Source organism: Rossellomorea sp. GCM10028870, assembly GCF_042666755.1.
GTDB lineage: Bacteria > Bacillota > Bacilli > Bacillales > Bacillaceae_B > Rossellomorea.
In genome coordinates, this window is sequence record NZ_JBHTGN010000001.1 from 896,346 (window position 1) to 908,737 (window position 12,392).

A 12,392-nucleotide genomic window follows, 5' to 3' on the forward strand; every position below is an offset into this window, starting at 1 on the left:
TTTTGATGGCTATTAAAATATGGTGCAAATGGGGATAAGAGAATGAAACACTCATTTAGTAAGCGAATCATTTCTATGGAGGACCAACCATCTCTCATTAACCTATTCAAGAGTTATGAAAGGGAAGTATATGGAGAGGTTCAAACGAGTGAAGCTGATATTCAAGAAATGATAGAATCTATTCCTGAAGCTGACCGAAGAGGGCTTTGGGATGGAGGAGATTTAGTAGCTATCTCTATTCTTACTGAAAAAGATCACCGTTTACCTTCGTTAATCCTTGCCCTTCCTAACGATCATATGGAGCTTTATATAGGTGAGTTGGCAGAAGAGCTTTTTACATCAGCCAGGAGAAAGAAAGAAACGAATTCAGACTCAAAAACCATTATCCTATCTGCGAATCTTGAGAAAGAGAAAAAGGCCTTTGAGAAATCTGGCTTTACACCAACTCGTTACTGGTTTCAGATGAAAAAAGACCTTGAAGATCTATCTGCTGCAACAGTTTCTCCACCTTATTGTATTTCTGGTTTCAATCCCGATACCGAAGCTGAGAGTCTTTATAAAATGTTTGAAGAGGTCTTCTCAGACCATTTTGATTATCACCCCTCCAGCCTGGATGAATTTAAGAAGCGTTTTCTTCGTCCTTCATTTGATCCCACTCTCTGGTTTGTACTAAGAGAAGAAAACAACCTTGTAGGTTTTGCCTTTTGCACGGTTAACGCTGAAACAAAATTAGGTGAAATCACCCATTTAGGGATTCGCAAAAAGTGGCGTCGCAAAGGGCTCGCCCACTATTTGCTCTATTATGTTTTTTCAAAATTGAAAGAGAAGGGAATGACAACTGCAGCTCTTTCAGTCGACAGTGATAGCTATACAGATGCAACCATCGTTTATCAAAAAGCTGGAATGTACGTATATCGGGGGTTTACTCGATATGATCTAGAAGTTTAGAAGCTGAAAAACACCCGGTTAAGGGTGTTTTTTTTATTTTGGAATATTAATTGGTTACTTAACCAGAACTAAGATAAAAGCTTTGAAAACAAAATTAGGCAGAGCCTTTGCAGTGTAAGCGTTATTACATGTAGAATGTCTAGTATGTGAAATGGAAAGGAAGTCATAAAATGAATGTTGAACGTTTATTACCAGAATCGGTTACACATATAATAAATGAGAGGAAACAATTATTCTCTTCTACTGAGCATTCTCCTTTGATCGGAGAAGGTGGATATACAGCTAGTGAAGACTATATTATTGAAGATAGTATCATCTCTCTGTCATTAGGGAAAAATCTTCTCCTTAAGGGACCCACTGGTTCAGGGAAAACGAAGCTATCTGATACCTTGTCTTCCATCTTCTCTCAACCGATGCACAGTATAAACTGCTCGGTTGATTTAGATGCAGAAGCGTTATTAGGTTATAAAACAATCAGCGAACAAGATGGAAGAAGCGCCATTGAATTCATCGAGGGACCTGTTATTCAAGCGATGAAAAATGGTCATCTCCTCTATATTGATGAAATTAATATGGCCAAGCCTGAAACGCTGCCGATCTTAAATGGTGTGTTGGATTACCGCAGAAGTATAACAAATCCATTTACAGGAGAGGTCGTTAAAGCCGCCCCTTCATTCGGTGTAATAGCAGCCATTAATGAAGGATATGTAGGTACAGTCCCGTTGAATGAAGCGTTAAAAAATCGCTTTGTCGTAGTCGATGTGCCATATATAGAAGGGGAAACATTAAAGACTGTGATTGAAAGTCAAAGCAAGCTGTCCGATTCTAAGCTTATTACTCAATTTGTAGACTTGTCTTCGGATTTATTGGTTCAAGTGAAAAACGGCCAAATTTCAGAGGAAGCGGCTTCCATACGTGCCCTATTGGATGCCTGTGATTTAGCCGTGTACTTGCCTGCAAAAAGGGCTATACAACGCGGAATCGTTGATAAACTGGAAGATGAACGAGAAAAAGCGGCTATTCAAAATATAGCTGAAACCTTATTTGAATGAGGGACTTGTAATGCATCGATTTATTCAATTTAATGATGAAACCATAGACTCTTTTTTAGTAATGGAAATGGCTGATTTGACGAAAACACTTTCCAAAAATGCCGATATGAACTTGAAATACGGACCGTTTTCTTATCTGGATTATAAAGAAGGAACGGTTTATGTCAGTCATTTTTGGGATCACCGAAAAAAAGAAGAAGAAGTACATGGATTGAAAAGTGATATTTATTTAAGGACAATCGGTAATCTGCATGAAACCACGAACGATGATGTTATCGATTATATTGAGAAGGTGAAAGCAACTTCTGTTCCCCGGTTTGCCAAGCAGTTATTTGTCATTGGTGAAGAAGCTCGCTTAGAGGAAATCTGTAAATCAAAGCGTCCAGGAACTAAGAAGTCTTTTGAGACGAGAAGAAAATTATATCGCCAGCACTTCGAAGCACAGCTTAAAGTAAACATTACGAAAAGTGTTTTTACAGATGCATTATTTAATTCAATATTCCTTCTTCTCCATGCACAATCTCCATTAGAGGAACCTGTTAGGATAAATGAGGATATTGATTTAGCAATGCCCTTTTTGCACCGGCAAATCACCCGCTTCTTTGAAACCCGTAACACCAAAGATGTGGTAAGAATTTGCTTGGAAATGGTAGAAGTAATAGATGAGATTGTTAAAAAAGATATGTTAAATGAATACTTCCATTTGCCTGAAGATGTGTATAACTCGGAGGAATTGATTACTGAAACATTTGACGATTTAAAAAGAAAAGATCCCCTTGCTAATCAGGATGTGTTGGAAGAAGAGAGCACAGGGGAGGAAGAAGTGATAGATGAAGAATTCCGAACTTGGCACCGGGAAACGAGTGACAAAGGGGAGTCATTCCTTCAGTTTGACTTAGATCAAGGGTCTCAATCCGATCTTATGGGCGAAGGTGTCCGTGAAGGAGATGATGGAGACCAGGCAATGGCTATGGTACAGGGCTCAGCTAAAGAAACGGAGCAGGAGCAGTACCAAAATGTGAAAGCGCAGGAGCAAGAAAGAGATGAACTTGGTGGTGGGAAAGCTGAGTATGGAAAGGACAATCGCTTTGCTGTACCTCACTTTATTTCACCAACCATTCCTACTCCTGAAGACAAGCACTTGTATAACCTTAACAAAGGGATAATTGCTCCTTATCAAAAGAAGCTTCAGAAAATGATCGAGAAAACATTGGAGCATAAGCGGATCCAGCCAAGGAGTGATTTGCACTTCGGCAGGCTGAACAAAAAGTTATTGCGCTTTATCACAGACGATAACCCAAGACTTTTCTATAAAAAGCAAAACCCTTCATCTGAAATAGATGCTGTTTTCTCATTATTGGTAGATTGTTCAGGTTCGATGTATGACAAAATGGATCAAACGAAGCAGGGGATTACGTTATTTCATGAATCATTAAAATCGGTTCGTGTACCACATGAGGTAGTCGGCTTCTGGGAAGATACGAACAGGGCGACAAAGACCAGTCAACCAAATTATATGAATCCTGTACTGGATTTCTATTCATCCTTAAAACCTAACAGTGGTTCAGAGATCATGCAGCTACAGCCTGAAGAAGATAATAGGGATGGCTTTGCCATCCGTTTAATGACAGAACGGATTCTGAAACGGAACGAAAAACAGAAATTCCTTCTTGTCTTTTCAGATGGTGAGCCGGCAGCGATGGATTATGAGCAGAACGGGATCGTTGATACTCATGAAGCTGTTTTAGATGCAAGAAAGCAAGGGATTGAAGTCATCAACGTCTTTTTAGCGAACGGTGAGATAGATGAGGGGCAAAGAAAAACCATTCAGAACATATATGGGAATTACAGCATTCTTGTTTCAGATGTAGAAGAACTCCCTGAAGTGTTATTTCCTTTATTGCGAAAGCTTCTGTACAAAAGTATTTAGATGAAAAGAAGACGATTGTATGGTAAAACATGTAGTCGTCTTTTTTTGGTGCGGAGGAATTCAAATCAGTCCTGAGGCTGAAACAAAATCAATCATCCATCTCACTCGAATTCCCTTTACCTGCAATATACTGAAAGTAATAAAATTAAAGGGGTGGATAAGATGAACAATATTTCTGATATGAATGCCGCGATCCATGATTACCACAGGATAAATCACATTTTGAATCTAAAAGGATGGAAGCAAGGAAAAAACACCACAAAACAATATACCCCTCCATGGTTTAGAAAGAATCTGTAAATGAAAAAATGCGTTAAGTTCAAAAAAAAGAGGAAAAAAATGTATAATAGAAGAATGACCATGCTTACTTTAGCGTAGATGGTCATTCTTTTTTATTGGGTAAAAAAGCATACAATTGTGAGTCATATTCATGCCGAAGGGAAGATTACAAATAAAGAGATGAGGAAAAAATGATAAAGAAAGGGAGGTCACGGTGATTATGCATGAGTTAGATATGCACCATATTTTTGAACTGGGACTTATTTTAGTGATGATCGCAGCAGGCATCACGGCGATTGCCAAGAAATTCAAACAGCCATATCCAATTGCCCTTGTCATTGTAGGTGCCCTTATCGGGTTATTCAATATACCGGTACTGGAGCCCCTCAAGGATTTTATCACTGAAGGAGAAGTATTTAATTTTGTCATTATCACATTATTTCTACCAGCGCTCTTGGGTGAAGCAGCTTTGAAGCTGCCTTTCACCCATCTGCGTGCGAACAAGGAGCCGATTATTGCCTTGGCTTTTGGAGGAACATTCATTTCGTTCTTAATTATCGGCTTTTCAGCGTATTACTTCTTTGACTTTCCCATTCCGGCAGCATTTGTTTTTGGGGCATTGATGAGTGCGACAGACCCTGTCAGTGTACTATCCATATTCAAGAGTGTAGGAGTTAAGAAGAGGTTGGCGGTTGTCATTGAAGGCGAAAGTTTATTTAATGACGGTTTAGCCGTTGTATTGTTCAATATATCGGCTTATTATTTACTATCCTATATTGATGCTGGCTGGGCCGGACTTGGGAGTGGTGTCTGGGAGTTCATCCGGGTAGTATCCCTGGGTGTCATTATTGGAAGTTCCCTCGGTTATGCATTTTCCGTTTTAACGAAGTACTTCGATGACTATCCGTTGGAAATTATATTTAGTGTGATTTTGTTTTATGGTTCATTTCTCCTTGCAGAGAGCGTCCATGCTTCAGGTGTTATCGCTGTCGTAATTGCAGCTCTTATTTTCGGTAATTATGGCGGGAAAATCGGTATGAGCCCTACAACCAAATTGAACATTAATAGTTTTTGGGATGTAGCCGCGTTATTGGCCAATTCCCTCGTGTTCTTAATGGTCGGCCTTGAAATAACAAGGATTGACCTAGTTGAGAAATGGCCGTATATTTTTGCAGCCATTGTATTAGTACTCGTGGCACGAAGTATTGCAGTCTATACAAGTTTATCTCTCATCGGGAACTTCCCTCACAAATGGAAGCATATTTTGAATTGGGGTGGCTTGAAAGGATCGTTATCAATCGCCTTGGTCCTCAGCCTTCCGAGAGATTTTCCAGGAAGAGAAGACGTCTTAATTCTTGGATTTAGTGTGGTATTATTCAGCCTTGTCATCCAAGGATTAACAATCAAACCATTGATCAATGTATTAGGGATTAAACCGAAAGAAGAGGGACATGTGGAATTTGAAAAATTGCTCAGCCAGCTCCACAGATATGAAACAGCCATTGGAGAAATCCATCGCGTTAAACAAAAGCTTTATATTACAGACCCTGTATCAAATGAGCTTATCGATATGTATACCAAAAGAATTGACATGTTAAAAGCTCAATTGGATGATTTATTCAAAAGAAATCCAGTAATAAAAGCAGATCAGCTAACGACACTGAGAAAACACGCGCTATACGCCGAATATGAGGCGGTTGCGAAACTGGAAAAAGAAGAAATCATCACAAGCTCCATCGCGGAAAAGGAGTATGATGCAATAACGGATAGCATTGTTCACAATGAGGAGAAATAGCAGAAGGTGTTGGTTTGGGCTCATAATATATAAATAAAAAAGTAAAAGAGGGGCCAAATCGGCTCCTCTTTCACTTTCTGATTTCAATAAGTTTTTGTTTTAAGTCGTGTTCCATCGAGACCATTTCCTGCTCTGCCTGCTGACGTTTCTGGCGTCCTTCTGCTTGTATGGCCAAGGTTTCTTCAATGGTGGAAATAAGGTTTTCTTGTGTTTTCTTTAACGTTTCAATATCAATGATTCCTCGTTCATTTTCTTTTGCTGTTTCAATGCTATTCGTTTTAAGCATCTCTGAGTTTTTTAGAAGGAGTTCATTGGTCGTACGTGAAACCTGTTTCTGAGCGGCTACAGCCTTTTGCTGATTCAAAAGAGTCAGGGCTATGGCAATTTGATTCTTCCAAAGAGGAATGGCTGTGAGTACTGATGCCTGTATTTTTTCTGCCAGTGCCTGGTTCGTATTTTGAATTAAGCGTATTTGAGGGGCAGACTGAATGGTCATTTGTCTACTCAGCTTTAAATCATGAATACGCTTATCCAATCGATCTAGAAACTGCATCGTATCATTGACTTCCTGATAAATCAACTCGTCATCCGTTTCTTCCGCTTTCTTGCGTAATGAAGGAAGCAGTGTATGTTGAATCTCTTCACGTTTAATTTCAGCTGCTGCAATGTACATATTCAGTGCTTGGAAATAGTCTTTATTTTTTTCATACAAAGTTTCCAACAACCGGTTATCATCGAGTAAGGTTTTTTTGGAGTGCTCAAGTCTGACTGAAATCCGATCAATTTGGGATCCAATCTTTTGATACTTAGAAAGAACCTCCTGCAGAGAAGAAGAAACCTTTCGAAATAGTTTCTTAAACACACCTTTTTGTTTAGTATTCAGCTCATCAGGATTCATTTGCTCGAGCTTCTTCATTAAATCACTTAAGACATCCCCGATCGGCCCAATATCCCGTTTCTGGACATGATCAAGCATTGAGTGAGAAAAATTCGATAATTGTGATTGAGCGGCTGTTCCGTATTTTAGAATGGCTTCATAGTCTTTATAGTCGATCTGAGCGGCCAGTTGCTTTGCTTTTTCCTGTTGTTCTTTAGGTAATCGGTCAAGTAGCAAAGGAGATTGCTCTTTGACGGCCTGAACTTCCTCCCCAAACGGGTTGGAAAGCAGCAAATCCAGTTCAGATTGTTCATTTCGATGCTCCATCATAAAACCTCCGAAATTTATTTTAATTCTTTTTTATTAGATAGATGTTGATTGGCAAAGTTTAGTTCAAACTTTAATGTATCCATATCATTAGCCAATACATTTTGCAGGTCTTTTTCCAATGACCCTGTCAAATCATCCAGAGTCGTACGTGTTTGTTGTAGTGATAAGAATGTTTCTTTGTTTTTGCCGGGTTGAGCAGCAAGAAACGTATATTTTTCGGTGATTTCAACAACGGAATCCAGGTGATAGAAGAAAAATGATTCAGCTGAAAAGAATCTTTTTGGCTCTTTCTTTACGAGTTGATAAATTCTTCTGCTCAATCGGTTCAGTTCCAGAATTTGTTTGAAGGCTCCCAGAGATCTGACCTTCAATTGTTGTTTTTGAAGGCGGTTAACTTTTTCTTTCGCCTCTTTTAAATTCTTGTTAATATATCGAAATTCCTGTGAGGAAAGGCCATTTTTATTTAGCCACCATCTCTTTTGCAGCCCCTTTACAACAAAGAAAAAGAGAATCCCTGTACCGAGGCTTGATAAGAATGTTAGAGGGAATCCTAAGTCAAATAGGAGTAAGTAGGCGATAAAACTACTGGTCCCTATACTGAATGAGATGACGGTTCGTACTAAAAATTGAAGAAATGTATTCATTTCATCTACCCCTTAATAAAGATGCTTAGTTTAAATACGATTAAATGTGCAAAAAGGTTTCATATCATACTCTTATTTTATTGTAATTGAAGGTGAAATGGAAATTTTGTCCCCTTTTTATCTATACAGGCCGAAATGGATGACAGGAATTTACATCATTCTTTCAATTTCTTAACATTTCTCACATTCATGATTAAAAGAAATATATTTTTGGTAGAATGGGTTAGTACATTGACAAGACAGGTGTGTGGATATATGAAAAAATGGTTCATTGTGCTGATCTTCTTCTGCTTTTCTACATCTATCGTATCAGCTCAAGAAAATAATGTAAAAAAACCTAAAGATTTATTTAGCGATTCGGCTATTATTATAGATTCTAAAACAAAGAGTGTTTTGTATTCTGAAAACTCCAATAAACGAATGAATCCTGCAAGTATCACCAAAATAGCAACAGCTATTTATGCCATTGAGCATGCGAATCTCAATGATCAAGTCGAAATCAGTGAGAAGGCAAGTAATACGGAAGGATCCACAGTGTATTTGGAAGCCGGAGAGAAAGTGTCCTTGAAGCAGCTGCTTCAAGGACTGATGGTTAACTCCGGAAATGATGCAGCGGTGGCCATCGCTGAGCATACGGAAGGGTCCGTACAGCAGTTTGCGAATAAATTAAACGTCTATTTAAAGGAGGAGGCAGGTGTAGAGAATACACACTTTGAGAATCCTCATGGACTGTACGGGGAGAATCACTATACCACGGCATATGACATGGCCTTGATTACAAGCTACGCCTTAAAGAACAAACAATTTCAAGAGTTATTTAGTTTAAAGTCCATCGATTGGTCGACTGAGGGGTGGAATACAACTCTTTATAATCATCACAAAATGGTGAAAGGAGAGCTTCTCTATCCTGAAGTGACCGGAGGGAAGAACGGGTTTATCAATGAATCCCAGCATACCCTTGTTACTTCAGCTGAAAATGAAGACCTTTCTATAGTAGTTGTTACGATGAAGGCTCAGTCAAAAAGAGCCATTTATTCAGATACCACAAAGCTACTTGATTATGGACTAAGTAACTTCATTCGAAGCTATATTCCAAAGGAAACAGCCTTTCAATATGAGGATACATCCTTTCTGCTTAAAGAGAATTTCCAATATACTCAGCCTGCGAATGGAAAATTTACTGAGGCCCTGGATCGTAATGGCGTTTTAACCCTTTATAACGAAGATAAAGAAAAAATAGTTTCAACCAAGCTGAATCCTGTGATGAACTCTTCTGTAAAACACAAAAACGCAGTTGCTTCAACAGAAAGTACAGGAGTGTTTTACGGAGATGAATTACGTCAACAAACTCTGTTTTATCCGTTATTTATTTACATGATCCTGCTGTTCATTGTGGGAATATCCATTTTCAGAAAAGGATCTGTCAAAAAATAATCCTATCCATCATTTATAATTGTAAAAAAGGGAGCTTGAGGGCTCCCTTTTTTCATTGACTTTCTTGTTTTTCTAAAGATGGTTGATGATGATAAAGAGTCTTACCAATCAGCGTTTGTAATAGGAGGAATGCCCCTCCGATAGTCCAATACAGTGGTAAGGCAGCTGGCGCATTAACTGAAAAAATAAAGATCATAATGGGTGAAAGGTAACTCATTATTTTCATTTGGGCAAGCTGTTCTGCAGGAACATTCATCAAGGATACCCGAGCTTGGGCTAAATACACAACACCAGCGATGATGGCCATTATATAGTCCGGCTGTCCCAAATTAAACCATAGAAAGGAGTGGCTTGCAATTTCAGATGATGACCGAATCGCATAGTATAACCCAATCAATATGGGGGTTTGAATGAATAAGGGTAAACATCCCATATTAAGAGGATTCACTCCATGTTTTTGGTAAAGCAACATCATTTCTTGCTGAAGCTTCTTCTGTTCATCTTTATTTTTCGCTTCTTTTATGTTCTTTTGGATTTGCGTCATCTCCGGTTTGATTAATGCCATTTTTCCTTTCATATCCTGTTGATTCTTATACGTTTTAAGCATAAAAGGAAGAAGAACGAGACGAATAAGAAGGGTAATGACAATGATCGCAAGACCAAAGTTTCCACCCAGGAAGGTACCTATTTCATGAATGAGAAACGAAAATGGGTTAACAAGATAGTCGTGAAAGAACGCTCCTTCAGTTGTTGCACTTTGACACCCTGTTAGAGTGAATAGTGACAAGAGCATGATGAATGAAATTTTTCTCAATGATAATTCCTCCTCTGTATAAATGCTTGCTGGTTATAAGCAAACAGAAGAGGATTCTTCGTCATTATCGGTATGGTAGAATTGAAATTTCATGCATGTAATGAACCGGATCCCGATAGGAATAATTTCATTAGCTGCAACGCACTTTGCGATAAAATTTTGTCCTTCAACTTTCTTATCATAGGGTCGTACGTAAAGATGAAATGTGCCAGGTAAGTGCTCCCAAATCAAAGCGAAGATAAATAGTAATACTATACTAAAATGTAATGGACTTAAGTAAAAATCTAATAAGTCTTGTATAATGATAAATGTCAATGGAGAAGACTCCTTTAATTTACTGATCAATATAATTGTTAAAGCATTAACTCTGTTCCAGTTAAAGTATACTCCCAAATGGAAAAAGAAACTATGGTAATTGTATATACGAAATTGTGAACAATAGGTTTCACCAAAAAATAATCATAAAAAATAGGGATGTTATACAGAATGAAATATTTACTAGTGGGGATCGGTGGAGCGTTGGGAAGTTTTTGCAGGTGGGGAATCAGTTATCTTTGGACCATTCAAAATGGGCTACCGTTCGCGACACTAACGGCGAATCTCCTGGGAAGCTTTCTATTAGCCTTTTTCTATTGTCGATGGTCTTCTAAATATGAAAAATCGTATTTACTTATTGCAACAGGGTTCCTGGGCTCTTTTACAACTTTTTCGACACTTAGTATCGAGTTGGTCACCTTTTTCTTGCAAGAGCAATGGGGCATGATTTTCTTATATATGACCATTACTTCTTTTGGAGGGATGCTTTTTGCATGTTTGGGCTTTGTCTCTGGAAGGAAAGGGAGGGTGATCGGTCATGGGAGTTAGCATTTTGTTGATCGCATTAGGGGGGAGTGTTGGGGCAATCGGACGGTTTATAGTTGCGAACGTCGTTAAGCGATGCAGTAGTTCGCGATTTCCGAAAGCGACTCTGTTGGTTAATGGAGTTGGCTCTTTACTTTTGGGACTTCTGGTTGGAAGAGGTGCTGAAGAGAATGTTATGTTTTTTTTCGGGATCGGAGTGTGTGGAGCATTTACTACCTTTTCAACCTTAAACTGGGAGATATTGAGACTTCTCCAGGAAAATACAAAAATGGGTCTGTTTTATTTTTTCGCAAGTTATCTCATTGGGGTCGTATTGGGAGCGGCAGGGTATGCAATGGGCATGGCATTGTAATAGGATGCCATGCCCAAGATCCCCAAGTGGCTAACTTCCATGTTAGAGTACCCACAATTCATACATTAATCAACTACTATATACGCGATCATTGGACCGTTACGATCAATGGTCTCATGTGTTTCACAAATCAGTCTATACGTCCCCTCTTTTGAAAACGACACATTTACAACGGTTTCTTCCCCTTTTTTCACTGTACCTTTAATATCGGTTCCCTCGATATAGAACGGGTGTTCCATACCGTTAACACCATAAATGCGCAATTCCACAGGATGATCTTTTTCAACTACAATCGTACCCGGATCCCATCGATAAGCTTCTATTTCTTTTCCCCCAGGTGTTTCTGATTTGAATTCCCCTGTGACAAGCTGAATGACTTGTTTCTCACCCGTATTATCTGATAATGAAACGGTAGGATAGGAGTTTTTAGAGGATAATGTCCATATCGTTCCGACTGTAATGATCATAATTGTAACCAACACGGCGATGATGGAGCCTTTCTTCAAAACAATAAAATTCAAATGTTTTTCCTCCCTTTTATAACTTGCTTTGATCAACATAGGTCTTTTCTAATAATCGTATGCTTGTACATGGGGGGACTTGTCAATAATTTAGAGTAGCATGATTTAAATATTTTTCTTTCGTTCATATTTTATGTACAATTTGGTCATGGAAAAAAGGAGGGTGAAGCATTGAATAATATATGGAGAGTCATGACAACAAAAAGTGATGCAGAGCCTTGGTGGTTTTTTGAAGGCTGGGAAAAAGATATTGTTCAAGAGTGGACGTTTAATAACAGGGATGAAGCAATCGAAAGGTTTCTTGAGGAAATGAGGAGCCTTAGTAAAAGCCATCGTAAGTCAAAAAGTAAGAGGATGCACTCAATTGCGTTTTGGGACCCAGGTGAAATGTTTTTTTGTGAAGCGTGTGACGATGATCTGCAGGTCTATTACGGATTGATTATTTTCGAAAATGGCCAACCGATGGAAATCAAGAGTGAGTCCGTCATCAACGAAATTACAGATCGAGTTACAGAGGAATAATATAATAGGTCCATCTTTATTGGATGGACCCTA

At 38.7% G+C, this 12,392-nt stretch carries 12 protein-coding genes; 8 read left to right on the forward strand and 4 right to left on the reverse strand.

The features are described 5' to 3' along the window. Positions 1-42 precede the first annotated feature (42 nt). The 4 genes from ACFQWC_RS04720 to ACFQWC_RS04735 all read left to right on the forward strand — a co-directional run bounded on the left by ACFQWC_RS04720 (position 43) and on the right by ACFQWC_RS04735 (position 6,004). Positions 43-948 (forward strand): GNAT family N-acetyltransferase, encoded by a 906-nt coding sequence (locus ACFQWC_RS04720; protein WP_377106263.1) that lies wholly within the window; start codon positions 43-45, stop codon positions 946-948. Positions 949-1,118: 170 nt separating this feature from the next. Next, entirely contained in the window at positions 1,119-2,000 is an 882-nt protein-coding gene (locus tag ACFQWC_RS04725) for an ATP-binding protein (RefSeq protein ID WP_341356468.1), read from the forward strand. Positions 2,001-2,010: 10 nt separating this feature from the next. Then, positions 2,011-3,930, forward strand: coding sequence for a vWA domain-containing protein (locus ACFQWC_RS04730; protein WP_377106266.1), 1,920 nt, complete (start codon positions 2,011-2,013; stop codon positions 3,928-3,930). Positions 3,931-4,429: 499 nt separating this feature from the next. Further along, the gene (locus tag ACFQWC_RS04735; RefSeq protein WP_299737447.1) at positions 4,430-6,004 is read left to right on the forward strand and encodes a cation:proton antiporter; all 1,575 of its coding nucleotides are present in this window, start codon (positions 4,430-4,432) and stop codon (positions 6,002-6,004) included. Positions 6,005-6,074: 70 nt separating this feature from the next. Here the strand turns inward: ACFQWC_RS04735 and ACFQWC_RS04740 are convergent, their stop codons facing one another. After that, positions 6,075-7,211: a toxic anion resistance protein gene (locus ACFQWC_RS04740; protein WP_299737445.1), complete on the reverse strand. Its 1,137-nt coding sequence runs from the start codon at positions 7,209-7,211 to the stop codon at positions 6,075-6,077. 14 nt (positions 7,212-7,225) lie between these two features. Next, complete coding sequence (locus ACFQWC_RS04745; protein WP_341356466.1) at positions 7,226-7,855, reverse strand: 5-bromo-4-chloroindolyl phosphate hydrolysis family protein; 630 nt, start codon at positions 7,853-7,855, stop codon at positions 7,226-7,228. Positions 7,856-8,110: 255 nt separating this feature from the next. Between ACFQWC_RS04745 and ACFQWC_RS04750 the strand changes: the two genes are divergently transcribed. After that, positions 8,111-9,289: a D-alanyl-D-alanine carboxypeptidase family protein gene (locus ACFQWC_RS04750; protein ID WP_341356465.1), complete on the forward strand. Its 1,179-nt coding sequence runs from the start codon at positions 8,111-8,113 to the stop codon at positions 9,287-9,289. 52 nt (positions 9,290-9,341) lie between these two features. Here ACFQWC_RS04750 and yidC read toward each other — a convergent pair whose 3' ends face one another. Further along, positions 9,342-10,082, reverse strand: a complete 741-nt coding sequence (gene yidC / locus ACFQWC_RS04755; protein ID WP_377107240.1) for a membrane protein insertase YidC — start codon at positions 10,080-10,082, stop codon at positions 9,342-9,344. 507 nt (positions 10,083-10,589) lie between these two features. Between yidC and ACFQWC_RS04760 the strand changes: the two genes are divergently transcribed. Together ACFQWC_RS04760 and ACFQWC_RS04765 are read left to right on the forward strand one after the other, a co-directional pair. Next, positions 10,590-10,967, forward strand: a complete 378-nt coding sequence (locus ACFQWC_RS04760) for a fluoride efflux transporter FluC (protein WP_299737439.1) — start codon at positions 10,590-10,592, stop codon at positions 10,965-10,967. Continuing rightward, the gene (locus ACFQWC_RS04765) at positions 10,957-11,316 is read left to right on the forward strand and encodes a fluoride efflux transporter FluC (RefSeq protein ID WP_299737437.1); all 360 of its coding nucleotides are present in this window, start codon (positions 10,957-10,959) and stop codon (positions 11,314-11,316) included. Before ACFQWC_RS04760 ends, ACFQWC_RS04765 begins: the two co-directional genes overlap by 11 nt. Positions 11,317-11,381: 65 nt before the next feature. Here ACFQWC_RS04765 and ACFQWC_RS04770 read toward each other — a convergent pair whose 3' ends face one another. After that, positions 11,382-11,837 (reverse strand): cupredoxin domain-containing protein, encoded by a 456-nt coding sequence (locus tag ACFQWC_RS04770; protein WP_299737435.1) that lies wholly within the window; start codon positions 11,835-11,837, stop codon positions 11,382-11,384. A 171-nt stretch (positions 11,838-12,008) separates the two neighbouring features. Here ACFQWC_RS04770 and ACFQWC_RS04775 point away from each other — a divergent pair, with 171 nt between their 5' ends. Next, on the forward strand, positions 12,009-12,359 hold the full coding sequence (locus ACFQWC_RS04775; RefSeq protein ID WP_299737433.1) for a DUF1033 family protein: 351 nt from the start codon (positions 12,009-12,011) through the stop codon (positions 12,357-12,359). The last annotated feature ends 33 nt before the right edge of the window (positions 12,360-12,392 follow it).